The organism is Tomitella cavernea (assembly GCF_016599145.1).
Taxonomy (GTDB): domain Bacteria; phylum Actinomycetota; class Actinomycetes; order Mycobacteriales; family Mycobacteriaceae; genus Tomitella; species Tomitella cavernae.
On record NZ_JAENKO010000012.1, the window covers coordinates 1 to 24674 of the forward strand.

The 24674-nt window shown below is 71.0% G+C and carries 22 protein-coding genes and 1 pseudogene; 13 read left to right on the plus strand and 10 right to left on the minus strand.

Features of this window, described 5'->3' with window-relative positions:
* Window positions 1-381, plus strand: a pseudogene (locus JJ683_RS06590) (hypothetical protein); the annotation flags it as partial.
* A gap of 131 nt (window positions 382-512) precedes the next feature.
* On the opposite strand, the gene JJ683_RS06595 reads toward JJ683_RS06590, so the two are convergent.
* Complete coding sequence (locus JJ683_RS06595) at window positions 513-1535, minus strand: 4-hydroxy-3-methylbut-2-enyl diphosphate reductase (RefSeq protein ID WP_200172404.1); 1023 nt, start codon at window positions 1533-1535, stop codon at window positions 513-515.
* 77 nt (window positions 1536-1612) lie between these two features.
* On the opposite strand from JJ683_RS06595, the gene JJ683_RS06600 reads away from it, so the two are divergent.
* The 4 genes from JJ683_RS06600 (at window position 1613) to JJ683_RS06615 (ending at window position 4459) form a co-directional block, all read left to right on the plus strand.
* Complete coding sequence (locus JJ683_RS06600; protein ID WP_200172405.1) at window positions 1613-2236, plus strand: lipid droplet-associated protein; 624 nt, start codon at window positions 1613-1615, stop codon at window positions 2234-2236.
* An 89-nt stretch (window positions 2237-2325) separates the two neighbouring features.
* Window positions 2326-3519, plus strand: a complete 1194-nt coding sequence (gene xseA / locus JJ683_RS06605) for an exodeoxyribonuclease VII large subunit (protein ID WP_307810736.1) — start codon at window positions 2326-2328, stop codon at window positions 3517-3519.
* A 69-nt stretch (window positions 3520-3588) separates the two neighbouring features.
* Window positions 3589-3831 (plus strand): exodeoxyribonuclease VII small subunit, encoded by a 243-nt coding sequence (locus JJ683_RS06610; protein WP_200172409.1) that lies wholly within the window; start codon window positions 3589-3591, stop codon window positions 3829-3831.
* A gap of 40 nt (window positions 3832-3871) precedes the next feature.
* Window positions 3872-4459, plus strand: a complete 588-nt coding sequence (locus tag JJ683_RS06615; protein WP_200172411.1) for a TIGR03086 family metal-binding protein — start codon at window positions 3872-3874, stop codon at window positions 4457-4459.
* Between the two features lie 64 nt (window positions 4460-4523).
* Here the strand turns inward: JJ683_RS06615 and JJ683_RS06620 are convergent, their stop codons facing one another.
* Window positions 4524-5096 carry a DUF4245 domain-containing protein gene (locus JJ683_RS06620; RefSeq protein ID WP_200172413.1) on the minus strand — a complete coding sequence of 191 codons (573 nt, stop codon included), beginning with the start codon at window positions 5094-5096 and terminating at the stop codon, window positions 4524-4526.
* Window positions 5097-5200: 104 nt separating this feature from the next.
* On the opposite strand from JJ683_RS06620, the gene glpX reads away from it, so the two are divergent.
* On the plus strand, window positions 5201-6214 hold the full coding sequence (gene glpX / locus JJ683_RS06625) for a class II fructose-bisphosphatase (protein ID WP_200172415.1): 1014 nt from the start codon (window positions 5201-5203) through the stop codon (window positions 6212-6214).
* Window positions 6215-6324: 110 nt separating this feature from the next.
* Here glpX and JJ683_RS06630 read toward each other — a convergent pair whose 3' ends face one another.
* Together JJ683_RS06630 and JJ683_RS06635 are read right to left on the minus strand one after the other, a co-directional pair.
* On the minus strand, window positions 6325-6846 hold the full coding sequence (locus tag JJ683_RS06630; protein ID WP_200172416.1) for a hypothetical protein: 522 nt from the start codon (window positions 6844-6846) through the stop codon (window positions 6325-6327).
* Window positions 6847-6973: 127 nt separating this feature from the next.
* Window positions 6974-8197 carry a cytochrome P450 gene (locus tag JJ683_RS06635; protein ID WP_200172419.1) on the minus strand — a complete coding sequence of 408 codons (1224 nt, stop codon included), beginning with the start codon at window positions 8195-8197 and terminating at the stop codon, window positions 6974-6976.
* A 52-nt stretch (window positions 8198-8249) separates the two neighbouring features.
* Here JJ683_RS06635 and JJ683_RS06640 point away from each other — a divergent pair, with 52 nt between their 5' ends.
* The 5 genes from JJ683_RS06640 (at window position 8250) to JJ683_RS06660 (ending at window position 13996) form a co-directional block, all read left to right on the plus strand.
* Complete coding sequence (locus JJ683_RS06640) at window positions 8250-8879, plus strand: TetR/AcrR family transcriptional regulator (RefSeq protein WP_200172421.1); 630 nt, start codon at window positions 8250-8252, stop codon at window positions 8877-8879.
* A gap of 77 nt (window positions 8880-8956) precedes the next feature.
* Window positions 8957-10378 (plus strand): class II fumarate hydratase, encoded by a 1422-nt coding sequence (locus tag JJ683_RS06645; protein ID WP_200172423.1) that lies wholly within the window; start codon window positions 8957-8959, stop codon window positions 10376-10378.
* Window positions 10375-11391 (plus strand): carbon-nitrogen hydrolase family protein, encoded by a 1017-nt coding sequence (locus JJ683_RS06650; protein WP_200172425.1) that lies wholly within the window; start codon window positions 10375-10377, stop codon window positions 11389-11391. The genes JJ683_RS06645 and JJ683_RS06650 overlap by 4 nt, the downstream gene beginning before the upstream one ends.
* The gene (locus JJ683_RS06655; protein ID WP_200172427.1) at window positions 11388-13106 is read left to right on the plus strand and encodes a serine hydrolase domain-containing protein; all 1719 of its coding nucleotides are present in this window, start codon (window positions 11388-11390) and stop codon (window positions 13104-13106) included. The genes JJ683_RS06650 and JJ683_RS06655 overlap by 4 nt, the downstream gene beginning before the upstream one ends.
* A gap of 134 nt (window positions 13107-13240) precedes the next feature.
* Window positions 13241-13996: a 3'(2'),5'-bisphosphate nucleotidase CysQ gene (locus JJ683_RS06660; protein WP_200172429.1), complete on the plus strand. Its 756-nt coding sequence runs from the start codon at window positions 13241-13243 to the stop codon at window positions 13994-13996.
* Between the two features lie 117 nt (window positions 13997-14113).
* Here JJ683_RS06660 and JJ683_RS06665 read toward each other — a convergent pair whose 3' ends face one another.
* The 3 genes from JJ683_RS06665 to phoH2 form a co-directional block, all read right to left on the minus strand.
* The gene (locus tag JJ683_RS06665; RefSeq protein ID WP_200172431.1) at window positions 14114-14215 is read right to left on the minus strand and encodes a type II toxin-antitoxin system RelE family toxin; all 102 of its coding nucleotides are present in this window, start codon (window positions 14213-14215) and stop codon (window positions 14114-14116) included.
* 158 nt (window positions 14216-14373) lie between these two features.
* Window positions 14374-14589: a type II toxin-antitoxin system prevent-host-death family antitoxin gene (locus tag JJ683_RS06670; RefSeq protein WP_277952090.1), complete on the minus strand. Its 216-nt coding sequence runs from the start codon at window positions 14587-14589 to the stop codon at window positions 14374-14376.
* 137 nt (window positions 14590-14726) lie between these two features.
* The gene (gene phoH2 / locus JJ683_RS06675) at window positions 14727-16034 is read right to left on the minus strand and encodes an RNA 5'-3' helicase PhoH2 (RefSeq protein WP_200172435.1); all 1308 of its coding nucleotides are present in this window, start codon (window positions 16032-16034) and stop codon (window positions 14727-14729) included.
* A gap of 290 nt (window positions 16035-16324) precedes the next feature.
* Between phoH2 and JJ683_RS06680 the strand changes: the two genes are divergently transcribed.
* Entirely contained in the window at window positions 16325-19618 is a 3294-nt protein-coding gene (locus JJ683_RS06680) for a DEAD/DEAH box helicase (protein WP_200172436.1), read from the plus strand.
* Between the two features lie 242 nt (window positions 19619-19860).
* Here the strand turns inward: JJ683_RS06680 and JJ683_RS06685 are convergent, their stop codons facing one another.
* Complete coding sequence (locus JJ683_RS06685) at window positions 19861-20805, minus strand: NAD-dependent epimerase/dehydratase family protein (RefSeq protein ID WP_200172437.1); 945 nt, start codon at window positions 20803-20805, stop codon at window positions 19861-19863.
* Between the two features lie 157 nt (window positions 20806-20962).
* Here JJ683_RS06685 and JJ683_RS06690 point away from each other — a divergent pair, with 157 nt between their 5' ends.
* Window positions 20963-21670: a TetR/AcrR family transcriptional regulator gene (locus JJ683_RS06690; RefSeq protein ID WP_200172438.1), complete on the plus strand. Its 708-nt coding sequence runs from the start codon at window positions 20963-20965 to the stop codon at window positions 21668-21670.
* Window positions 21671-21964: 294 nt separating this feature from the next.
* On the opposite strand, the gene glyA is transcribed toward JJ683_RS06690, so the two are convergent.
* Window positions 21965-23287, minus strand: a complete 1323-nt coding sequence (gene glyA, locus JJ683_RS06695) for a serine hydroxymethyltransferase (RefSeq protein WP_372435252.1) — start codon at window positions 23285-23287, stop codon at window positions 21965-21967.
* Between the two features lie 65 nt (window positions 23288-23352).
* A complete protein-coding gene (locus JJ683_RS06700) occupies window positions 23353-24564 on the minus strand; it encodes a DUF885 domain-containing protein (RefSeq protein WP_200172439.1) in 1212 nt (403 codons plus the stop codon).
* Between the last annotated feature and the right edge of the window lie 110 nt (window positions 24565-24674).

Below are 24674 nucleotides of genomic sequence, written 5' to 3' on the forward strand. Positions count from 1 at the left end.
CGGGACGAGCGTACGCGCGCGCAGGACCGCACGCGCGATGCGGGCAACCCGGGCCGGCCGCGCCGCCGCACCACAGCGGAGGATCCGGCTTTCGAGCCGGACGGGCCGCGCGGTGTCGACGACACGCCCCGGTCGAATCCTGCGCCGCGCGCCGGCGCCGTCCCCCGCCGCAGGACGTCCGGTGAGGTCGCCGCGGCTGCACGGGTCGAGTCCCAGCGCATGCCGCGGGCGTCGTCGCCCGACCGCACCGTGGCGCGCGGGACGCGCAGAGTCGCCGTCGGGCACGCGGACGAGCGCCGGAGTGAGCGCCGCAGCGCCGGGCGCATGCACGACGTGGAACCCGCGCACCCCATCCCGCATGTGCGCTACCGGGGCGACTGAACCCACAAGGCCACGAAACGTGCCGCCACGGATCGACGGATCGAAAGAAATGCGGCCCACGCATCCTTCGCGCGGGCCGCATGGGCACCCGAATCCTTCTCGGCCATCTGCCGAGCAGACCGGATGGACGATCAACCGGTGACGTCCGCCACCTTCAGCATCCGGCTGGGCCGCAGTTCCCGCGGAAGCGAGAACACCAGCGACTCCTGCGCAGTGCGCACCGACTCGACATCACCGAATCCGTGCTCGCTCAGCAGGTCCAGAACGCCGCGGACGAGCACCTCAGGAACGGAGGCGCCGGAAGTGACTCCCACCGTCGTCACTCCCTCCAGCCAGGCCGGATCCACCTCGCGCGCGTAGTCGACCAGGTGCGCCGCCTGGGCGCCCGCCTGCAGCGCGACCTCCACGAGCCGCACCGAGTTGGACGAGTTGCGCGAACCGACGACGATCACAAGGTCGCACCGCGGCGCCATCTCCTTCACCGCGACCTGACGGTTCTGCGTCGCATAGCAGATGTCGTCCGACGGCGGGTCCTGCAGTTTGGGGAAGCGCTCCCGCAGCTTGCGCACGGTCTCCATCGTCTCGTCCACGCTGAGGGTGGTCTGCGAGACCCAGATGACCTTGTCCTCGTCGCGCACCGTGACCGAACCGACGGCCTCCGGCCCGCTGACCAATTGCACGTGCTCCGGCGCTTCACCTGCGGTCCCCTCGACCTCCTCGTGACCGTCATGGCCGATGAGGAGGATGTCGTAGTCGTCTCGGGCGAAGCGCTTGGCCTCCTGGTGCACCTTGGTGACCAGCGGGCAGGTCGCGTCGATCGTGTGCAGTTTGCGCTCGTCCGCGGAGTCGCGCACCGCCGGCGAGACGCCATGGGCGGAGAACACGAGGATCGCCCCCTCCGGGACCTCGTCCGTCTCATCGACGAACACCACACCGCGCTCGGTCAGCGTGTCCACCACGTGCCGGTTGTGCACGATCTGCTTGCGCACGTAGACGGGGGCACCATGCTTTTCCAGTGCACGCTCGACCGTCTCGACGGCCCGGTCGACCCCGGCGCAGTATCCGCGCGGCTCCGCGAGAAGCACGCGTTTCCCACCACTGGGACCATCCCGGCCGACAGCATTCCGGCCGGCAGCATCAACAGAAGCAGACATGCCCCCAGGGTACGTACCGACACGACAGAACACACCTTGTGCTTTCCGGTGCGGCGCGCATAGTGCACCCTGGAGGCATGATCCGTCCCCCGTTCATGGCGCGCGTCGCCGCCGGAATCGTGCTCACCGTCGCCGACGAGGCCCGCCAGCTGCCGACGACCGCCGTCGCGCTGCCGATGACCTCGGTGAGCCTGCTACTGCAGAGCAGTATGCGCTTGCAGCAGGCCATGACCAGTCTGGCCATCCGGGGCGACGACGCCTTTTCGTTCCTGTACCCGGCCAAAGAGAAGCCTTCGTGGGCGGTGTTCGACGACGAGGCGGACGACGGCGATCCCGCACCCGACGCACGCCCCGGCCCGCCTCCCGGGGGAGCGGACGCCGCGGGCGTTGTGGGGCGCGGGGCCACGGCAGCCGACGGCAACGGGTCGCTGGGCAGGTTCGCGCTCTACTCCACCCCGAATGCGGCCACCCGGGGCCGCGCCCGGGAGGCCGCCGTCGTGGACGTCGCGGAGCCCCACGCCCCGGCGATCGCTGACGAGATCGGGTACGACGACCTGACGCTGGCCCAGCTGCGCACGCGCCTGCGTGCCATGGGCACCGGCGACCTCTCGGCCCTGCTGGACTACGAACGCGCCGGGTCGGCCCGCGCGCCGTACCTGACGATGCTGGAGAACCGGCTGAACAGCGTCGCGGGCAAGTGACCGGCGCAGACAGACAGCCGGCCGCTGCGGGCTCCGACCGCAGCCGCTCGGGATCGGCGCAAGCAAGCAGCGCCGAGCAGCCGTGGCCGGTGCGCGTCGTCGCGACGAAGATCTCCGAGTGGATCAACCGACTGGGCTCGATCTGGGTGGAGGGCGAGATCACCCAGATCAACGCCCGTCCGGGCACGCGGATGGCGTTCGTCGTCCTGCGCGACCCGTCCGCGAACATGTCGCTGCAGGTGACGTGCTCGCCTACCCTGCTGCGCGATGCGCCCGTCCCCCTCGCCGAGGGCAGCCGGGTGGTGGTCTACGGCAAACCCACCTTCTACACCGGCCGGGGGACGCTGTCGCTGCGGGTCACCGAGATCCGGGCCGTGGGCATCGGCGAGCTGCTTGCCCGCATCGAGCGGCTGCGCAAGCTCCTCGCGGCGGAAGGCATGTTCGATCCGCGCCTCAAGCGCCCCCTGCCGTTCCTGCCGGGGACGATCGGGTTGATCACCGGCCGGGCGAGCGCCGCCGAGCGCGACGTGCTCTCGGTCGCACAGCAACGCTGGGCCGACGTGCGGTTCACCGTGCGCAACACCGCGGTCCAGGGCACGTCCGCGGTGCCGCAGGTGGTCGACGCGCTCCGCGAACTCGACGCCGACCCCGCCGTCGAAGTGATCATCATCGCCCGCGGCGGCGGCAGCGTGGAGGACCTGCTGCCGTTCTCCGACGAGGCGCTGTGCCGGGCGGTCGCCGCCGCCACCACGCCCGTGGTCAGCGCGATCGGCCACGAGCCCGACAGCCCGCTGCTCGACCTCGTCGCCGATCTGCGGGCCGCGACGCCCACCGACGCCGCGAAACGCGTGGTCCCCGACGTCGCGGCGGAGCGGGCGCTGCTGGCGGAGCTGCGCGCCCGCAGTGCGGGCGCGCTGCGCGGCTGGGTGGACCGGGAGGTCCGCGGGCTCGAACAGATCCGCAGCCGCCCCGTCCTGGCCGACCCGCTCGGCGCGATAGCACGGCTGGACGACGAGGTGCTGCGGCTGCGCGACGCGGTGCGGCGCGACGTGCGCCGCGCGGTCGAGTCGGAGCGGCAGTCGGTGGACCACCTGCGCGCGCGCCTGACCACGTTGGGCCCGTCGGCCACGCTGGAACGCGGTTACGCCGTGGTCCAGCATATCGGCTTGGACGGCACGGCGGAGGTGCTCCGCACCGTCGACGATGCGCCACCCGGCGCACAACTGCGGGTGCGGGTGGCCGACGGCGCGGTCCGGGCCGCGGTGATCAGCCGTGACACCTGACCGCTCTGATCCGCCGAGCACAAGCAATCCGATGACATACGAGAAGTCCGATGACAGGGGAACAGGCACGTGAACGCATCTGAGACGCCGGTGGAGGATCTCGGCTACGAGCAGGCGCGCGACGAGCTCGTCGACGTCGTCCGCGTGCTCGAGCAGGGCGGACTGGACCTCGACGCGTCGCTCGCGCTGTGGGAGCGCGGCGAGAAACTGGCGAAGCGCTGCGAGTTCCACCTGGACGGCGCGCGCCGGCGCATCGAGAAGGCGCTGCAGGAGGACGAACCCGAAGAGACCGGGCACGCCGGGGACGCGTGAAACCGCCACCGTGGCCGCACGTTCGGAGCATTATCGACGCATGGACGTGATCGCCGCCAACCTCAGCGCCGCAGACACGGTCGACAAGGTGCTCGCCGCCGTTCCGCCGGACGCGTGGGACCGCACTTCACGCTGTCAGGAGTGGACGCTGCGCGATGTGGCCGCTCACGTCGTCTGGGGTCGAGACGTGGTTGCTGCCGCGGCGGGCGGCCGGGGCGAGATCGCACCCTGGGGCACGCCCGGCACCCCGTCGCCGGGGCAACACCTCGGCGGCCCGGACCCGGCTGTCGAGTTCCACCGGGCCCGGCAGGCGGCGGATGCGGCGATGGCGACGGGCGGACTCGAGCTGCCGGGTCCGGAGTTTCTGCGCAAAGCCAAACCTGAGGCCACGGCCGGGGACTTCGCCACCATCCTCGTCGCCGACCTGCTGGCCCACGCCTGGGACATCGGCAGCGCCGTCGGTGCGCCCATCGAGGTGGACCCCGGGGCGCTGGCATTCGCCCTGTCGTCCACGAGCCGCCCGATCCGCGCCCCCGGCATGTTCGCCGATCCGGTGGACGTGGGGCCCGATGCCACCGCCTACGAACGGTTCCTGGGGTTCCTCGGCCGCGACCCGCGCCCCGTGTGAGCTTCGGGACGTGGCCGCCGTAACGCGGCACCCCGCCGAGTATCGGGCACCGGTCCGGCGTCGGTCACTGGTCCGGCAGCGGGGGCGCCTGCGCCAGTTCCGTCGCCATCCGGCGCAGGTCGGACTCCCCCGCCCGTCCCGTCATGCCCCATCGGACGTCGCCGCGATCGGCCACCCACACCGGTTCCGCGCCCTCGCGGGCATACACCGTCCATTCGACGCCTGCCACGACCTCGCTGCCGGTCGCGGGGCGGTTCTCATCCACCATGTAGCGAACGAGCGCCGCCGGCCGTGCGTTGGTCTGCACCACCTCGAGGTAATCCCCGGAGTCGGTGATGTACCCCACACGCACGGCGATGCCGCCGTCGTTGCCGTCGATCGCGTCGTTCCCGCCCGAGTTGGTATGCCAGCCCTCAGGCTTGGCGGGCTCTCGGATGGGGAACTGGTACGTCGTCGCGTCGGTGCGCAGCACCGGGCCCGCATCGTAGTGGGGGATCTGCCCCTGTGACGGCCCGCCGGGGCTGAAGGAACACTGGCCGGCGAGCCCCGCGACGATCAAGCAGATGATCACCAACGGGACCAGCGACAGCGCAAGGTCGCGGTTGCTGTGGAAAAGTCTCGGCTTGTCGGCTGCCACGGCACCAGTATCGCAGCCGCCGTTCCGCACACCGAGTCCGGTGCCGCACCTCGTGGCACACTCTGCGAGAATCCTTCCCACACGCTCCCAGGAGGTATCGCCCGATGACGACCAGCACGCAATCCGCCCACCGTGAGGCCCCGGACCGCAACCTCGCAATGGAGCTGGTCCGCGTGACGGAATCCGCGGCGATGGCCGCCGGGCGTTGGGTGGGGCGCGGCGACAAGGAGGGTGGGGACGGCGCCGCCGTCGACGCCATGCGCCACATGATCAGCTCCGTGTCCATGCACGGCGTGGTCGTCATCGGCGAGGGCGAGAAGGACGAGGCCCCTATGCTGTTCAACGGCGAGGAGGTCGGCAACGGCGACGGGCCTGATTGCGACGTGGCGGTGGACCCCATCGACGGGACCACCCTCATGGCCAAGGGAATGCCGAACTCGATCGCCGTTCTGGCGTGTGCCGAGCGCGGAGCGATGTTCGACCCTTCGGCCGTGTTCTACATGGAGAAGATCGCCGTGGGGCCCGACGCCGCAGACGTCATCGATATCACTGCGCCGACGGCCGAGAACATCCGCCGGGTGGCCAAGACCAAGCATTCGGACGTTTCGGACGTCACGGTGTGCATCCTGGACCGGCCCCGGCACACGCAACTCATCCAGGATGTCCGCGATACGGGCGCCCGCATCCGCCTGATCTCCGACGGCGACGTGGCCGGCGCCATCGCCGCCGCACGCCCGGACTCGGGGGTGGACATGCTCGTCGGTATCGGCGGCACGCCCGAGGGCATCATCGCCGCCGCCGCACTGCGCTGCATGGGCGGCGCGCTGCACGGCCGCCTGGCCCCCACCGACGATGCCGAGCGGCAGAAGGCCGTCGACGCCGGCCACGATGTGTCCCGGGTCCTCACCACCGAGGAGCTGGTGACCGGGGAGAACATCTTCTTCTGCGCTACCGGCGTCACCGACGGCGACCTGCTGCGCGGTGTGCGTTACCGGGCGGGCGGGGCCACCACGCAGTCGATCGTCATGCGTTCCAAGTCCGGCACCGTGCGGATGATCGACGCCCAGCACCGGCTGTCCAAGCTGCGCGAGTACACCACCCCGGACTTCCAGCACTGACTCCACCGGACGGCGCGGTGACGACGATCCCCGAGAGGGGCGGACCGGTGACCCGGTCCGCCCCTCTCGGGGATCGTCGTCAGCAGAATCGTTCCGTCAACGGAAGCGGTTCACTGTGCGCACGTGCGCGTGGTGCCGTCGGGGAAGTCCATGGTCAGCGTCCCCTTGTACTGCTGCAGGATCATCTGGGCGCCCTGGCAGACGCCGTCCATTCCCTCCACGTCCGCTGAGCCCCAGCTCATCGTGACGCGCAGCGTGTCGCCGTCCCAGCGCGCATCGTCCGGATCGCCCAGCAGCAGCTTGAGCTGCTCGGTGACCTGATCGCGCGTCAATTCCTGGCCGCCCTGTGCTCTGTCGGCCTGTTCCCCGCCGTCCGGTGCGGGCGCGGGCCCGGATTGCGCGGGGGCCGGGGCGTCCGCCGGCTCCGGGGTGCCGGACGGGACGGGGGCCGGGGTCCAGGTGGCCGGCGGCCCGGGCGTGCCGGTCGCCGGCCTCGCGGCGGGCGCCGTCGTGGCACTCGCCGCAGCGGCGTCGCCCACGTCGCCCGACGAACATCCCGTCACCGCCAGCGCCACGGCCGCCACCGCACCGGCGATGAGTCCGGCATTCCTGTTCCCGCTCGAGACGCGCACTCGTCCCCTCTTTCCGGCCGCTGCGGGCCACCGTGCTTGCACTGCGCAGGCGCGATCGCCCGGCGGGCGCGAGGATAATCGTCCGACCGGATCCGCGCACCGCCGGCCCCGCCGTGCGGCCGCGTGGTCAGGAGGCGTCTAGTCCGGTGGCGGGCAGGTGCACCCAGCCGCGGGTGAACGCCGAGCGCAGGCGCTCCGCGCGGCTCAGGTCCACTCCCACGTCCGGGTACCGGGCCAGCAGTTCCTCGAAGGCGATACGCGCCTGCAGGCGTGCCAGATGGGAGCCGATGCAGAAGTGCACGCCGCTGCTGAAGCCCAGGTGCCGCGGGATCCTCCGAGCGACGTCGAGCGCGTCCGCGTCGGGCCCGAACTCGCGCTCATCTCGGTTGGCCGAGCCGTAGAGCATCATCACCTTCTGTCCCTCCGGGATCTCGATGCCGTGGATGCGGACCGGTTGCAGCGTGGTGCGGGCCAGCCCCTGCACGGAGCCCTCCAGCCGCAGGAACTCCAGCAGCGCGCCGGGGATGAGGTCCTTGTCCGCCGCGAGCAGCTCGCGCTGGCGGTGGTCCGAGTCGAGCAGCATCACGCCGTGACTGATGAGATTGCCGGTGGTGTCGTTACCGCCCGCCACCAGCACGAAGCAGAAGCCCAGGATGTCCCAGTCCGTGAGCCGTTCCCCGTCCAGCTCAGCCTGGGTGAGCACGCTGATCATGTCCTCGCCCGGGTGCGCCCGCCGCTCCCTGATGAGCTCGGAGAAGTATCCGAACATCTCCGCGACCGCATCCTTGGCGTCCAGCACACCCAGGTCGAAGCCCCCGTCCTGGATGGCGGTGAGCGCCCGCACCCACGGGTCGAACAACCCGCGGTCGCCGTCGGGAAGGCCGAACAGCTCGGCCAGCACGAAGGTCGGTATGGGCGAGGAGAACTCGCGGTGCAAGTCGACGTCCTCGCCGGCCGCGGCCCGGGCGCCGGCCTCATCCAGCCGCGCGTGCACGAACGCGCGGATGTCCGGTTCCATCGACTTCACGCGGTGCGGCGTGAACCCCTTGGCGATGAGGCCGCGCAGGCGCGTGTGCCGGGGCGGGTCGAGCATGACGATGGTCGGAGCCAGGTCCAGGGTGCCGATCTCGTCGGGGTGGAACGTCAGCCCCTGCTCCGACGAGAACGCCGAATTGTCACGGACCGCGCACCAGACGTCCTCGAATCGTGAGAGCGCCCAGAACGGCGGATCGTCGTGCCGGTGCACCGGGTCGTCGTCGCGCAGCGCGCGGTAGGCAGGGTACGGATCGGCCTGGAACGCCTCGTCGAACGGATCGTAGACGCCGGGCCCGGCGTCGGCGGTGGCGGTCATCGCGTCTCCTCTGACAGCGCCTGCGGTTAACAGCAGCTGTTAGAATACGCGCGTGGACCACCGTTCCGGAAGCACCAGCGACAAGTTGCTCACCGCCGGCGAGCAGCTCTTCGCACGCCACGGCATCGACGGCACCTTGACCCGGCAGATCGTCGCGGCCGCCGGGCAGGGCAACGACTCCGCGGTCAATTACCACTTCGGTTCCCGACCTGGACTGCTGCAGGCGATCATCGCCCGGCACATGGCGGACATCGAGGCCCGCCAACCGCATGGTGCACTGCCGCACGACGCCGACGGCCTCGTGGACGTCATCGTCCGACCGGTCTCCGGCGAGTTGCTGTCACCGTCCGGCCGGGACTTCCTGCGCATCACCGCGCAGCTCGCCGGCCACTCGGGTGTCGCGACGCGGCGGATGGCGCAACCGCTGCGGCACAGCTCCGTCGGCACCCAGCTCGACGCGTTGGCCGACGTCCTGCTCCGCGACCTCCCGGAGCCGGTGGTGCGCGAGCGCCTGGCCATGCTCATCGGCATGCTCACCGCCGTGCTGGCCGACCGTGCGCGCCGCATCGACGAGCATCAGGCTGTGCTGCTCGCACACGAGGACTTCGTCGACTCCGCGGTGGCCATGCTCGCCGCCGCCGTCCGGGCACCGCTCCGGCCGGGCGGCGGCGCGGGCCGGTGACGGTCCGACGGACGCATGCCCGCCGTCGGGCGGCATCCCGCACACACGCGCACGCGGTCGGTGGCATGGTGGAGGACATGAGCGACAACGCCGCCGGTTTCCGGATCGAGCACGACACGATGGGCGAGGTCCAGGTGCCCGTCGATGCATTGTGGCGGGCGCAGACGCAGCGCGCCGTCGAGAACTTCCCCATCAGCGGACGCGGCCTGGAGCGCGCGCAGATCCGCGCCCTGGGCCTGCTCAAGGCGGCCTGCGCGCGGGTCAACAAGGAGCTGGGCCTGCTCGACGCGGCCCAGGCGGACGCCATCGTCGCGGCCGCGGAGCAGATCGCGGCGGGGCGCCACGACGCCCAGTTCCCCATCGACGTGTTCCAGACCGGCTCCGGCACCAGCTCCAATATGAACACCAACGAGGTCATCGCGTCCCTCGCCGCCGCCGACGGCGTGACGGTGCACCCCAACGACCACGTCAACATGTCGCAGTCGTCCAACGACACCTTCCCCACCGCGGTGCACGTGGCCGCCGCGGAGATGGCCGTGCACACTCTCGTTCCCGCGCTGGAACACCTCGAGGGCGCCCTGGCCGACAAGGCCACCGAGTGGTGGACCGTCGTCAAATCCGGCCGCACCCACCTTATGGACGCCGTGCCGATCACGTTGGGCCAGGAGTTCAGCGGCTACGCGCGTCAGGTGCAGGCGGGGATCGAGCGGGTGCGGGCGACGCTCCCCCGCCTCGGCGAGTTGCCCATCGGTGGTACAGCCGTGGGCACCGGGCTCAACGCACCCGACGGCTTCGGCATCCGCGTCGTCGAGGAGCTCCGGCGCACGGCGGACCTCGACGTGCTGTCCCCCGCCGTCAACTCGTTCGAGGCGCAGGCTGCACGCGACGGCCTGGTGGAGGCTTCCGGCGCGCTGCGCACCGTCGCCGTGTCGTTGACCAAGATCGCCAACGACGTCCGGTGGATGGGCTCCGGCCCGCTCACCGGGCTCGCCGAGATCCGCCTGCCGGACCTGCAGCCGGGCAGCTCGATCATGCCCGGCAAGGTCAACCCGGTCCTGCCCGAGGCGGTCACCCAGGTGGCCGCACAGGTGGTGGGCAACGACGCGGCCGTCGCGTGGGCGGGCGCGGGCGGCGCCTTCGAGCTCAACGTGTACATCCCCGTGATGGCGCGCAACGTCCTCGAATCGCTGCGCCTGCTCTCGAACGTGTCCCGGCTTTTCGCCGACAGGTGCATCGCCGGGCTCGAGGCCGACGAAGAGCGCCTGCAAGCGCAGGCGGAGAGTTCCCCGTCCATCGTCACGCCGCTCAATTCCGCCATCGGATACGAGACCGCGGCCAAGGTGGCCAAGAAGGCGCTGGCCGACAAAACCACCATCCGCCAGGCCGCAGTGGACAGCGGGCTGGTTCCGGACTCGATCACCGAGGATGAACTCGACCGCCGGCTCGACGTGCTCGCGATGACCCGCGCCGAGTCGGGCGAGACCGCCCGCGGCGAATGATCGGGGCCCCGGCAGCCCCCGGGCCGGGCTCCGCAGCGCCCGCGGGGGTTCTGGCCGCGGCCGTCCAATTGGACGCGCGGATCGCGGACGTCGACCACAACGTGCGACGCTGCGAGGACCTGGCGGACGAGGCCGGCGCGCGCGGTGCACGGATCATCGCGCTGCCCGAGTTCTTCACCACCGGCATCGCGTTCGATCCCGCACTCTCGCACGCGGCGCTGCGTCCCGACGGCAGGGCGACCGCGCTGCTACAGCGGCTGGCCCGGCGCCACCGCGCGTGGGTGGGCGGTTCGTTCCTGTGCCGGGACGACGACGGCGAGGTGCGCAACGCGTACTTCCTCGCGGGACCGGACGGCGCGCTGCTCGGCCGGCACGACAAGGACCTGCCGACGATGTGGGAGAACTCCTTCTACATCGGCGGCGACGACCCGGGGCTCATCGACCTGCCGGACGGTTCCCCCGGCGGCGCCCTCGCCGGCGCGACCGCGGGCGCGGCGGTGTGCTGGGAGCTCATGCGCACCGGCACCGCCCGGCGGCTGCGTGGACGCGTCGACGTCATGATGACCGGCTCGGGATGGTGGACCGTGCCGCGGTGGCGGCCCCGCGGGCTGTTCGACCGGTGGGAGGCACGCAACGAGGCCACCGCACGCCGCGCCGCCGCCGAATTCTCCCGCTACGTCGGCGCACCACTGGTGCATGCCGCCCACTGCGGCCCCGTCGACTGCCGCCTTCCGTGGACCCCGCTGCGGTACCGCGGGAAGCTCGAGGGCGCGACGCTCATCGCCCACGCGGACGGTCACGTGCTGGCCGAACGCGCACGCGACGAGGGCCCGGGCGTGGTCACCGCCCGGATCCAGGTGGGCCGCACCCGTCCGGCCCAGCCGCTCCCCCGACGCTACTGGCTGCACCGGCGCGGGCCCGTGCCCACGGCCGCCTGGCATTATCAGCGCGCGCACGGCCGCCGGTACTACACCGCGCACACCAGGATTCCGGCTGGGGAGGACCGCGAATGATCGCACGCCGCCGCGCGCTGACCGCGGCCGCGGGGCTGGTCGCGATCGCCGCGGCGGCGGGTGCGTGCACCACGACGCCGCAGCCGCTCCCCGGCCCCGCGCCCGACGCCACCGGGTCCGCGGCCACCCCCGAGCCGCCCCCCGGGCAGGTCGCCGGGATCCCGATCCCCGACGGGCGGATCGACGATGCGGTGGATCGGCTCGACGCCGTCGCCGCCGGTGCGATGCACGACCCGGACGTGACGGGCATGGCGGTCGCGGTGGTGCACGACGGCACGGTGGTCTTCGAGCGGGGCTACGGTACGACCACGCCGCCCGCCGGTGCGCCTGCGCCTGCGGCGGGAACGCCGGGCTCGGGAACGTCGGACGCCGACGGCGCGAGGGTGGACGCGAACACCGTGTTCCCGCTGGGCGCCCTGTCCACGCCGGTCGCCGCCACCGTCGTCGCCACCCAGTTGACGGAGGGCCGGTCCTGGTCGACCCCCGTCCAGGCGCTCATGCCGCAGTTCGCGGTGGCCGACCCGTACGTGTCCGGCCACGCCACCGTCGGCGACCTCTTCACGGGGACGTCCGGGCTGCCCGAGGACGCCGCCATCGGCGCTGCGCATATCGGCGTGGACCGCCAGTCGATGCTGGACAGACTGGAGTCGCTGCCGCCGGGCACGTTCCGCGCCGCGGCCCGACCCGGCGCGTTGGGGCCGACGATCGCGGGCGAGGCCGTCGCCCGCGCCTCCGGCACCGACTGGGCGACGCTGTACGCCCGGAGCCTGTTCCACCGGCTCGGCATGGACTCGACGAGCTACCGGGCCCGCGACTTCGCCGCCCGCACGGACAGTTCCGCGCCGGTGCTCGTCGCCGCGGACGGGACCGTCACCGCCGTAGACCGCGCGTGGACCGATGCCGTGGCACCCGCCCGGGGGCTGAGTTCCTCGGCGCACGACATGGCGGAGTGGATGCGCGTCCTGCTCTCCGACGGCATGTACAAGGGGGTGCGCGTCATCCCCGCCGAACCGCTGGCCGCAGCGTTGTCACCGCAGGCGGTGGCCCCGGAGACCGCGACGGAGGCCGCCGACGCCATCGACGCGCGCGGCGTCGCCCGCGGCTACGGATTCGGCGTGACCGATTCGGCCGCCGGCCGGGTGGTCATCACCGGCGGCGGAACCGCCGGCCACGACGCTCCGACCGGCCCGGACTCCGCCGTGACGCTGATCCCGTCGGCCGGCGTCGGCATCGTCACCCTGACGAACGCGGTGTCCACCTCCGAGCGGCCCGTCGCTGCAGCGCAAGCGGTCAACGCCGCGTTCGCCGACCTGGTCCAGTTCGGCGAGATGCAACGCGACTGGGCGGCCTGGTTCGCCAGGACGCCGCTGTCGCACGCGACCCCGCGACAGGGCACCTCCGCCGCTTCACCCACAACCGCAGCGCCGTCCCCGGGCGCACCGCTGCCGGCGTTCGACGGCGTCTACACCAACCCCTTCTACGGCGAGGCCACCGTCCGCACGAGCAACGACACGACCACGCTCACCCTCGGCCCGGGGCGGAAGGCGTTCCGGTTGACGCGCACCGGCGACGCGGCATTCGCCATAGCTCCCGCCGACCCGGCAGCACCCGGCGCCGCGGCCTTCCGCCGGGAGCACCCGGACGCCGTCGCCACATTCGACGGCGACGCCCTCACGATCAGCTTCCTCGACCAGGCCGGCGCCTTCCGCCGCTGACACAGCCGGCCCAAACCGCAGAGAACTCGCCGCGCACGTCCCCGTCGGGGATTCCTGACCGTTGCGCGCATACTGCGGGCGAGTGGCCGTTAGGGTCGATTCTGATGACACGGCACCGGGCGAGGGAGCAGACGATGAGCGCGCACACCAACGATCCGGTCGCCGACGCGGCGCTCGCCGCGGATATCGCTGAGAGCACCGGAAAGCTGCTGCTGGAACTACGCTCCGACTCGTCGGCCATCGACCCCTACGTGCTGCGCGACAGCGGCGACCGGGAGGCCCACGAGTACATCGCCGAGCGCCTGGCCGAGCATTTTCCCGACGACGCGGTGCTGTCCGAAGAGGGCACGGACACGGGCGTACGCCTCACAGCGGAACGCACGTGGATCGTGGACCCCCTCGACGGCACCAACGAGTTCGGCCTGCTCGACCACGACGACTGGGCGGTGCATGTGGCGCTCGTCGTCGACCACCGCGTGGTGCTCGGCGCCGTGGCCGTCCCCGCGCTGGGCGTGACCTACAGCAGCGGCACCGTGGCGCCGGTGCCGCCGATGCTCGGCGGCAGGGTGCGCATGATCATCAGCCGCAACCGCCGCAACGACCGTGTCACCCGGATCGCCGACGCGCTGGGCGCGGAGGTGCTGCGCAAGGGCTCGGCGGGCGCCAAAGCGATGGCGGTGGTACGAGGCGACGCCGACATCTACGCGCACGCCGGCGGGATGTACGAGTGGGACTCGTGCGCCCCGGTGGCCGTGGCGCAGGCGGCGGGGCTGCACACCTCGCGTATCGACGGCTCCCCCATCCGGTACAACGCCGACGACCCGTGGCTGCCCGACCTGCTCATCTGCCGTCCGGAGCTGGCGGAAAAGGCGATCGCCGCCGCAGGGTGATGCGTCAGCGGATCCTCGGCCGGTGTTCACCGCTGCGGGTACTCGAAACTTGCGACGGAAGCGCGCTGCCACTCGCTCCGACTCCCCTGTCAGAGGGCACCGGAATCGAAACAGCATTCAGTGCCGATACGCCTCGCGCCGATGGGCGGCTCGGACGACCGTGACCGTCAGCCTCCTGTCGTCGATGTCGTAGATCACGCGATAGCGTCCCACCGTCATGCGCCATGCCGTCTACTCGCCGACGAGCTTGGTCGCGTTGTGCGGACGAGGATCGCTCTTGAACTCGGCCACGGACTCGAGGACTGCAATACGCGCCGGCCGGGGCAGCTTCCGCATTTGCCGAGCCGCCGCTGAGGTGAACTCGACTCTGTACACCGTCACCGGCGGAGTTCGTCGAAGAGATCCTCGATACTTACGCGCTCGCCGTCATCGTCGGCCATCGCTTCCCGATATGCTGCGCGATCCTGTTCGGCTTCGTATGCCTCGAGCGCCTCAGCGTCCGCAACGCCGACCACCACCGCCGCCAACTTTCCATGTCTCGTCACGCCGATCCGCTCTACCCCGTACATGACACGCCCCAGCATCTCCGACAGATCGCCCCGGAGTCAGCGCGTCGTCACCGCAGGCCAGTCGATATCCACCTCTTCCTGATAGCCACTTCGTACGTTGTGTACACACCAAAGCGACCGACCTGAACGGCCATCCGATGACGACGGCGCCCCCGTCCGCGTCACGCCCCCGGGGTGAACTCCTCGAGCATCTCGGTGACCAGCTCGGCGATCTCGGAGCGCTCGCTGCGGTGCAGGGTGATGTGCGCGAACAGCGGGTGCCCCTTGAGCTTCTCGATCACCGCGGAAACCCCGTCGTGCCGGCCCACTCGCAGGTTGTCGCGCTGGGCGACGTCGTGCGTGAGCACCACCCGCGAGCCGGTGCCCAGCCGCGAGAGCACGGTGAGGAGCACGTTGCGCTCCAGCGACTGCGCCTCGTCGACGATGACGAACGAGTCGTGCAGCGACCGCCCGCGGATGTGCGTCAGCGGCAGCACCTCGAGCATCCCGCGTGCCACGATCTCCTCGATGGTGTGCGGCTCGGCCAGCCCCTCGAGCGTGTCGAACACGGCCTGCGCCCAGGGCCCCATCTTCTCGGATTCGCTGCCCGGCAGGTAGCCGAGGTTCTGGCCGCCCACCGCGTACAGCGGCCGGAACACGACCACCTTGCGGTGCCGCCGCCGCTCCAGCACGGCCTCCAGGCCCGCGCACAGCGCCAGCGCCGACTTGCCCGTGCCGGCACGCCCGCCGAGCGACACGATCCCCACCGACTCGTCCATGAGCAGGTCAAGCGCGATGCGCTGCTCGGCGGACCGGCCGCGGATGCCGAACGCCTCGCGGTCGCCGCGCACCAGCCGCACCCGCTTGTCCGCGGTCACCCTGCCGAGCGCGCTGGACGATTCGCCCACCAGCCGCACGCCGGTGTGGCAGGGCAGGTCGCGGAACTCGTCGGCGTCCAGCGCCCCCTCGGCGAAGAGCGTGTCGATCTCCGCCGACGACACCTCGGCGTCGACCATGCCGGTCCAGCCGCTCGCCGCCACGTCCTGCGCGTGGTATTCGTCCGCCGCCAGCCCTACGGCGCCGGCCTTCACGCGCAGCGGCGTGTCCTTGGTGACCAGCGTGACCTTGCAGCCCTCCGCCTGCAGGTTCAGCGCGCATGCGAGGATGCGCGCGTCGTTGGTTTCGGCGCGGAACCCCGACGGCAACACCGACTGGTCGCTGTGATTGAGCTCCACATGCAGGGTGCCGCCGTCGCCGATGGGGATGGGGACGTCGAGCCGCCGGTGTTCCATGCGGAGGTCGTCGAGCAGCCGCAGCGCCTCGCGGGCGAACCAGCCAAGCTCGTGATGGTGACGCTTACCTTCGAGCTCGCCGATCACCACCAACGGCAGCACCACCTCATGCTCGGCGAAGCGGGTCACCGCCCACGGGTCGGACAACAGCACCGAGGTGTCGACAACGAAGGTGCAGCGGTCGTTCGTACCAGTCACGTCGGACTCCTACGCCCACCCGGCCTCCGGATGGGCATCGGTTGCAGGACCGGGGCGGCCTACCCGCGGCGGACGGGGTGCCCGCGGGCAGGCCGGGTCCCGGCCCTCCCCCGGCGTACTCGTCAGCCACGGTTCGGACCTCCCGGACGGGCAACTTCCCCGCTGCCCGATACCCCGAACGCTACGTGACCTGCACCACTTCGCGGTGAATCGACACGCACAACCCGGTCAACGGCGCGTGAACACCGCGCCGACCGGCCTTGTCAGCCGCCGCCGGTATCGTGTGGGCCATGGAGATCGACCACCGGATCGCCGAGTTCGAGGATTCCATCATCGACATGGTCGGCGCGCCGGTGTTCGGCCGTGGGCGCCGCTACGCCGAGGGCGGCAACGTCGCCAAGCTCGAGTGGTCCCCCGAGGACCAGATCCTCATCGGCACGGTGCGCGGCAGCGGCGGCCGGGTGTACTTCACGAACACCTACATCGCGCTCGACCCGACCGGCGTCAGCTACGAGGGCGGGGATTGCTCCTGCCCGGTCGGATTCGACTGCAAGCACACGGTGGCTCTCGCCGCGCAGGCGGCCGCCTACCTTCTCACTCAGAGCGGCGCCTCCTCGATGTCCGCGCAGCCGCGCTGGGACCACGTCCTCGGCGCGCTGCTGGACACCGCGCCCGCCGCGGCCACCGTTCCGCTGGGGTTGCTGATCAAGGGCGAAGCCCAGACCGGGTACGGGACGACGGAACGCGGGCTCTACGCCCGCCTGGTGCGCCCCGGGAAGAAGGGTGGCTGGATCAACGGCTCGCTCAGCTGGCACGACTTCGCGTACCAGGAGGCGTCGTTCGCGCTCGGCCAGGTGCAGGCGCTGACGCGGCTCCACCAGCTTTATGCCGCCGCATCCCGCTTCGGCAGACCCGCCGGCGTGAAGGACATTCCGCTCACGGACATCGACTCGGCCGCGCTGTGGTCGACGCTGGACGCGATCATCGACAGCGGCGTCCAGATCATCCACGACGGCGCCCGCACGGTGCCGTTCGCGCGCCCCGAGGCGGGCCGCATCGTCCTCGACGTCACCACGGACGACGACGGAACGCAGCACGTGGCACCCGTGCTGGCGATCGACGAGGACATCGTGCCGCTCGACAGATTCGGCCATATCGGCAGTCCCACGCACGGGCTGTACATGTTCACCCCTGCGTCGGTCCCGGCCGACACCCCGCTGTCCCGGGCGTACTGGCTCGACGAGCCCGCGAGGGGCGCGGTCGCCCGGCTGGTGCGTTTGGACGCGCCGATGCCGGGCGGGTTGCAGTCGCTCATGGCGGGTGCCGGCGGCCTGGTGGTGCCCGCCGAGGACGCCGCGCGTTTCGCCGCCGAGTTCGCGCCGCGGCTCGAGCGCCTCGCGCCGGTGGTCTCCACCGACGATAGCTTCACGGTCGACCCGGTCGAGCCTCCCGTTCTCGAGTTGCATGCGCGGATGGAGGACGCGCATATCCTGCACCTGTCGTGGATGTGGTGCTACCGCGTCGGTCCCCGCGCACAGCGCGTGAGCATCTCCGACATCAATGGCCGGGGATTCCGCGACGCGGACGCGGAACTGGCTGCCCTCGTCCGCTTGCGCGGCATCCCGTTCGAGCAGTACGGGCTGCGGGACGGTCCCACGGAACCGCTGCGCCCGTGGGCGACGCTGCGCGGCACCGACACTCTGCGCGCCATGACCGAGCTGCTGCCCCTGCTCGACGCCGGCGACGACGTCACCGTGGTCTTCGAGGGCGAGGTCATCGACTATCGCGAAGTGAACGACGCGCTGTCCATCGGCGTCTCCGCCGACCAGTCCGACGACGACCGCACCGATTGGTTCGACCTCACGGTGCGGGTCACCGTCGAAGAGTCGGAAGTGCCGCTGGCCACCCTGATCTCCGCGCTCGCGCGGCGCGACACCCACCTCGTGCTTGACGACGGCCGCTACATCACCCTGGACAAGCCGGAACTGCAGAGCCTCAAGGATCTCATCGCGGAGGCCCGGTCGCTGCAGGAGACGCCGTCCGACACGCTCACCATCAGCCGATTTCAGGCCGGGCTGTGGGAGGACCTCGCCGCGCTGGGCGTGGTGGAGAGGCAGGCCGACGCATGGAAGCGTCAGGTGCAAGGGCTCCTGGACCTGGACGACGTGCAGGCGGAAGCCCCGCCGACGCTACTGGCCGACCTGCGCCCGTACCAGCTCGACGGCTATCGCTGGCTGGAGTTCCTGTGGCGTCACCGGCTGGGCGGGATCCTCGCCGACGACATGGGTCTGGGCAAAACCGTCCAATCGCTGGCCCTGCTCTGCCACGCCCGCGAGACCGAACCGGACTCGCCGCCCGCCCTCATACTCGCCCCGTCGAGCGTCGTACCGGGCTGGGCGGCCGAGGCCGCGCGGTTCACCCCGCATCTCTCCGTCGCGGTAGTGAACCGGACCAGCCGCAAGCGCGGCACGTCACTGCAGGAGGCCATCGCGGGAGCCGACGTCGTCGTCACCTCACACACGCTGTTCCGCCTCGATTTCGACGAGTACGACACCCTCGACTGGTCGATCATGCTCATGGACGAGGCCCAGTTCGCGAAGAACCACCAGTCCAAGCTTTACCACTGCGCGCGGCGGCTCGGGGCGCCCGTCAAGGTCGCCGTCACCGGTACGCCGATGGAGAACAACCTGATGGAGCTGTGGGCGCTGCTGTCGATCAGCGCACCGGGGTTGTTCCCCAGCCCCACCCGCTTCACCGAGGTCTACCGCAACCCGATCGAGCGCGGCGGCGATGCGGAACTGCTGGCCCGCCTGCGCCGGCGCGTCCGGCCGCTCATGCTCCGCCGCACCAAGGACCAGGTGGTACGGGACCTGCCGGAAAAGCAGGAGCAGGTGCTGCAGGTTGCCCTGTCGCCCAGACATCGGCGCCTCTACGACACACACCTCAAGCGCGAACAGCAGAAGGTGCTGGGGCTGCTCGGCGATGTGGACAGGAACCGGTTCGAGATCTTCCGCTCACTGACCATGCTGCGCCGACTCAGCCTCGACGCGGCCCTGGTGGAGCCGGAGTCCACCGCACCGTCCGCCAAGATCGACCTGCTCTTGGAGCACCTCGAGGAGCTGGTGGCCGGCGGCCACAAGGCCTTGGTGTTCAGCCAGTTCACCTCGTTCCTCGGCCGGGTGCGCGAGCGGCTCGACGCCGCCGGCATCGCGTTCGGCTATCTCGACGGCAAGACGCGCAACCGCGGTGCCGTGATCGACAAGTTCACCTCGGGTTCCTCGCCGGTGTTCCTCATCAGCCTCAAAGCGGGCGGCTTCGGCCTCAACCTCACCGAGGCCGACTACTGCTTCATCCTCGACCCGTGGTGGAATCCGGCCACCGAACAGCAGGCGGTGGACCGGGCACACCGGATCGGGCAGACCCGCAACGTCATGGTCTACCGGATGATTTCCAGCAACACCATCGAAGAGAAGGTGATGGCGCTCAAGGAACGCAAGGCCGCGCTGGTCTCCGGCGTGCTCGACGAGGGCGCCGGGATGGCGAAGGCCCTCGACGCCGACGATATCCGCGCGTTGCTGGAGTGATCCGGACGCGCCCCGGCCGGCCACTCAGCGCAGATCGGAAATGCCGGTCGGCTGGGCTCTTTCACCGGCCGCGGGCAGAATGGCTCGGACCCGAGCACATCACATGCTCTTCGTCACACCCGATATTGCGGTTCGTACAGCACCAAAAGCGGCGGCCGGCACGCAGCACCCGGGGAAAGATCCGCACCATCACCGTCGAATATCCAGAGGCACTCTTATCCCGCGCCGGCCCGCGCGGACGCTCACGCCGCGAGCCGCTCCGCGGATCGCCACCACCGCACCGTCTCCGCCGCCCCATCGGCGAGCGGGGTCGGGGCCAGTCCCAGCAGCCGTTCCGTGGCCGCGGAATCGATGACGAACTCCGTGGTGAACTGCGGCATCGTCTCCGCCAGTTCACGCACGGACGGCATCACGACGCCGACCGCCTGCAACGCCCAGGCAGGCAGCACCGCGACCTTGGGCGCCGCGACCCCGGCGGCCGCGGCGAACTCCTCGACCATCCGACGCTGGGTGACGGCCGGGGCCGTGGGCGCGTGCAGCACCCGGTTCCACGCGGCGCGTTCGCCGGCCGCGGCGATCATCGCCACCGCCAGATCGGGGACGTAGGTGAACGAGTGCGGCACGTCGGCCGACCCCATCACCGTGATCTTCTTGCCCTCCAGCACCAGCGGAACCATCCGATCGCCGGCGTGGGCCATGCGCACGTGGGGCCCGTAGAAGTCGGAGGCGACGACGCTGACGGTCGCGGCCTCATGCTCTGCCCGGGCCTGCAGCAGCAGGGCCCGTACCCCTCCCTTTCCGCGCAACGCCCCACGCGGGTTCTCCTCGGTCATCGGCATCGCCGACAGATCGTAGGAGTACAGGCTCTCCGGGAACACGACGGGCACTGATGCGGACGCTGCTGCATCCATGGCGATCCTGTCGGCCTGCGGAAGCTCGCGCGCCCACGTCTTGGCACTGTAGGCACTGCCGTGGATGCAGTGGAACAGCGCTTCGGCGCCCTCCAGGTGCCGGGCCAGCTCACCGGGCCGGGCGACGTCCGCGCGAAGCCGCTCGATCAACGGGTGCTCGGGACCGCTCCGGGAGCGGGTGAGCAGACGGACCGGCCTACCCTGCCCGGCCAGCTGCAGAGCGATATTCGCGCCGACGGGACCGGCGCCGGTGACGACGGCATGCGTTTCGGTCATGACGAATCCTTTCCATACGGGTGGCGGCCCGGCCGTTCCGGCCCCGCCACATCCGAGAGCACCGCTCTCTCGTTCAGGATGCGCCCGGGCACGACGGTTGTCAAGAGCAACGCTCTCTTCAGTTGACGGTGCTCTTTCGATCGGGGATCCTGGCCGCATGACGTCGACACCACGCACCCGGGCACGCGAGCAGACGATGCGTGACATCGTCCGGATCGGACGCGAACACCTCGTAGCATCCGGCCCGGCGGCGCTGTCGCTACGCGCCGTGGCACGAGACCTGGGCGTCGTCTCCTCCGCCGTATACCGGTACGTGCGCAACCGCGACGAGTTGCTGACGCTGCTGGTGGTCGACGCCTACGACGAGCTCGGCGACGCGGTGGACTCCGCAGTCGAGGAGAACGCCGAGCCGCCCGAGCAGTTCCGGCAGCTCGGGCAGGCGGTGCGGGCGTGGGCGCTGCATGAACCCGCCCGCTACGCGCTCCTGTACGGCACACCCGTACCCGGCTACGAGGCACCCGGCGAGCAGACCATCGCTCCGGGCACCCGCGTGATCGTCACGCTTATGACGATCCTCGAGAAGTCACATTCAGGGGGGCCCCGCGCCTCGACACCGCCTGCGACATCCGACGAGGCCGGCTCCGCACCCACGGGCCGCCTCACCGCCGACTTCTCGCGGATCCGCGACGAGTTCCGCCTCACTCTCACCGATGACGCCCTCGCGCGCGCGGTTCTCGCGTGGGCGGCGCTGTTCGGGGCCGTCAGCTTCGAAGTGTTCGACCAGTACGGCCCCGACACGTTCACCGATACCGGCGCGCTGTTCGAGCTCCACCTGGAGCACTTGGCGCAGATGGCCGGGCTCTGAGTGCGGCGGCTCGCCGGGGCCTCCGCGTCGCGCCCGAAGTTCGAACGCGACAGCGGCCCTCGCCGGCGTCGCGCCCGCAGTTGTGCCATCTGGTCCGTAACTACACACCCGATGCGGCAACTACGGGCGCGATGCGCGGTGACGCCCGAACTTCGAGCGCGACGCCGAAGTGACGCCCGAACTTCGAGCGCGACACGCAGAAGGCCGGCCCACGACGCACCGCGGCCCGCACCCTGGAAAAGGGTGCGGGCCGCGGGTTCGAACGCGACGGCCGCCTCTACGCGGCCGCCGCGATTACACGATCTTCCAGTCCTCGAGCCCCTCGTACAGCGGGTAGTCCTGGGCCAGCTTGCTCACCCGGGCGCGCAGTGCCGCCACGTCGGCACCCTTCCCGGCGGCCAGGGCGGTGCCGATGATGTCGGCCACCTCGGTGAAGGCGGCCTCGTCGAACCCGCGCGAGGCGAGTGCGGGCGTACCGATACGCAGCCCCGACGGGTTCATCGGCGGGCGCGGGTCGAAGGGCACCGCGTTGCGGTTGACGGTGATGCCGACCTCGTGCAGCAGGTCCTCGCCCTGCTGGCCGTCGAGCTCCGAGTTGCGCAGGTCCACCAGCACGAGGTGCACGTCGGTGCCGCCGGTGAGCACCGAGATGCCGTTGCCGGCGACATCGGCGGCGCTCAGGCGCTCGGCGAGGATCTTCGATCCCACGAGAACCCGCTGCTGGCGCTCGGCGAACTCCTCGGATGCGGCGATCTTGAGGGCGACGGCCTTGGCCGCGATCGCGTGCATGAGCGGCCCGCCCTGCTGGCCGGGGAACACGGCCGAGTTGAGCTTCTTCGCCCAGTCCTTCTTGGCCAGGATGAGCCCGGAGCGCGGGCCGCCCAGCGTCTTGTGCACGGTGCTCGAGACGACGTCGGCGTGGGACACCGGCGACGGGTGCAGGCCCGTGGCGACGAGGCCCGCGAAGTGCGCCATGTCCACCCACAGCTTGGCGCCCACCTCGTCGGCGATTTCGCGGAATGCGGCGAAGTCGAGCTGGCGCGGGTACGCGGACCAGCCGGCGACGATGACCTGCGGACGCTCTTCGACGGCGACCTTGCGCACCTGGTCCATGTCCACCCGGTGCGTCGTCTCGTCCACCCCGTAGGCGGCGACCTGGTAGAGCTTGCCGGAGAAGTTGAGCTTCATCCCGTGGGTGAGGTGACCGCCGTGGGCCAGGTTCATGCCCAGCAGCTTCTCGCCCGGGTTCATCAGCGCCATGAGCACGGCCGCGTTGGCCTGCGCGCCGGCGTGCGGCTGCACGTTGGCGAACTCGGCGTCGAACAGCGTCTTGGCCCGCTCGCGCGCGAGGTTCTCGACGACGTCGACGTTCTCGCAGCCGCCGTAGTACCGGCGCCCCGGATAGCCCTCGGCGTACTTGTTGGTGAGCACGGAGCCCTGCGCCTGCAGCACCGCGCGGGGCACGAAGTTCTCCGAGGCGATCATCTCGAGCGTGTCGCGCTGGCGGGCCAGCTCACCGCCCATCGCCTGCGCCACTTCGGGGTCGAGCTCGGCGAGCGGGGCTGTCATGCTCGCGGCGGTGGCGGGCGAGGCTGAGCTGGACGCAGCAGTCGTCATCGAATGTGCTCCCTGATGTGGGTCATGCGGCATGGGTCGCCGATCATTCTACGAGGTTGTCCCCGTCACACGGCGGCGAGCTCGGCGCGCAGGTGCGAGGGCAGCAACGGCTCGTCCAGCAGGCGGCCGAACCGCTCGGTTCCGCCGACCCCTTCGGGGCGGTCCGCCAGCCACACGCCCAGCAGGCGGTAGCCCTCCACGTAGGTGCTGATGTAGGCGCGCCACAGCGGTGAGGTGAGGAACCGGAGCTGCTGGCGGGCCCGGTCCGGCGTCACCAGGGTCCACCGCTGCAGGAAGGCGGCGACGTCGTCCTCGGATCGGCCCCGGTCGTGCAGCATCAGCGCCGCGTCCTGACGCACCCCGATGAGCTGTGCGGAGGCGTCGGCGATGCGCTCGGCCTGTTCGCCGGCGAAGCGCAGCCCCAGGTCGGCGAAGATCTCGCGCGCCCAGACGCCCCAGCCGGGCCCGACGACGGCCTGAAGGGCCAGGTCCGCGAGCCCCTCCGCCATGAGGCACTGTGGCGTGTTGACCAGGAACAGCGTCTGCTCATCCTCGCCCGCCGCGACCAGCCCGGACTCCTTGCGGCAGTGCTCGGTGTGGTGGCCGGGGTAGGCCTCGTGGGCGATGAGGTGCGGCAGGTTGGCCATGCGCTGTTCCAGGTCGGCGTTGATGGCCACGGTGGACTTGAATCCGCCCAGGTAATAATTGAACCCGGACCAGGGCTTGTCGGTGACGATCTGATAGCCGACCGTCTCCTGCTCGGGCAGCGGGTAGATCTTGCGCACCTTGTCGCGCAGCGCCGAGGAGAACGCGTGGACGCATTCGGTGAGCCGTTCCGGCGGGATCTCGTCCGCCGCGCGAAATGCCTGCAGCCGCTGCTCGACGCTGCCGGCACCGTCGAGCACCTCGTCCAGCGTCCGGTGCGCCTCGCGGTACCGGTCCTGGTCGCCCAGTTCGATGCGAACGTCGAAGTACGCCTCCACCTCGTCGACGAACCCGATGTGTTCCCCGGCGAACTTGCGTGCCGAGCATTCGAGCGCCCGCAGGTGCGCGGCGATGAAGTCGCGCCGGCGCTGCACCAGGTCGGTGGCTGCGAGCACCTCGCCGCGCAACGCCGCCGCGGAACGCGCCAGCTCGGCGGGGTGCGGCGCCGGCTCGTCGTCGACGGCCGCGCGCAGGGCGGGGTCGCCGGTGAAGGCGTCCACGAAGCCCTCTTCGATGCGGTCGAAGCGCAGGCCCAGCAGTTGATACCGGCGGATCAGGTCGAAGGTGTCCACAGTCGGTGGAGCCTAGTCGCACCCGCCGGGGGCGCGACCCGGATCGCGCCCGCCCCGCCGAAGGGTGTTGACTTATCCGCATGTACGGCGACTCGACAAGCCACCGTCTG

What these genes read in the sequence shown, in the direction of transcription:
- JJ683_RS06595 (WP_200172404.1), bottom strand. Translation starts at nt 1,535, where the DNA reads ATGTCTGCTTCTGTTGATGCTGCCGGCCGGAATGCTGTCGGCCGGGAT.
- JJ683_RS06600 (WP_200172405.1), top strand. Translation starts at nt 1,613, where the DNA reads ATGATCCGTCCCCCGTTCATGGCGCGCGTCGCCGCCGGAATCGTGCTC.
- JJ683_RS06615 (WP_200172411.1), top strand. Translation starts at nt 3,872, where the DNA reads ATGGACGTGATCGCCGCCAACCTCAGCGCCGCAGACACGGTCGACAAG.
- glpX (WP_200172415.1), top strand. Translation starts at nt 5,201, where the DNA reads ATGACGACCAGCACGCAATCCGCCCACCGTGAGGCCCCGGACCGCAAC.
- JJ683_RS06635 (WP_200172419.1), bottom strand. Translation starts at nt 8,197, where the DNA reads ATGACCGCCACCGCCGACGCCGGGCCCGGCGTCTACGATCCGTTCGAC.
- JJ683_RS06645 (WP_200172423.1), top strand. Translation starts at nt 8,957, where the DNA reads ATGAGCGACAACGCCGCCGGTTTCCGGATCGAGCACGACACGATGGGC.
- JJ683_RS06650 (WP_200172425.1), top strand. Translation starts at nt 10,375, where the DNA reads ATGATCGGGGCCCCGGCAGCCCCCGGGCCGGGCTCCGCAGCGCCCGCG.
- JJ683_RS06655 (WP_200172427.1), top strand. Translation starts at nt 11,388, where the DNA reads ATGATCGCACGCCGCCGCGCGCTGACCGCGGCCGCGGGGCTGGTCGCG.
- JJ683_RS06660 (WP_200172429.1), top strand. Translation starts at nt 13,241, where the DNA reads ATGAGCGCGCACACCAACGATCCGGTCGCCGACGCGGCGCTCGCCGCG.
- JJ683_RS06665 (WP_200172431.1), bottom strand. Translation starts at nt 14,215, where the DNA reads ATGACGGTGGGACGCTATCGCGTGATCTACGACATCGACGACAGGAGG.
- JJ683_RS06680 (WP_200172436.1), top strand. Translation starts at nt 16,325, where the DNA reads ATGGAGATCGACCACCGGATCGCCGAGTTCGAGGATTCCATCATCGAC.
- JJ683_RS06685 (WP_200172437.1), bottom strand. Translation starts at nt 20,805, where the DNA reads ATGACCGAAACGCATGCCGTCGTCACCGGCGCCGGTCCCGTCGGCGCG.
- JJ683_RS06690 (WP_200172438.1), top strand. Translation starts at nt 20,963, where the DNA reads ATGACGTCGACACCACGCACCCGGGCACGCGAGCAGACGATGCGTGAC.
- glyA (WP_372435252.1), bottom strand. Translation starts at nt 23,287, where the DNA reads ATGACGACTGCTGCGTCCAGCTCAGCCTCGCCCGCCACCGCCGCGAGC.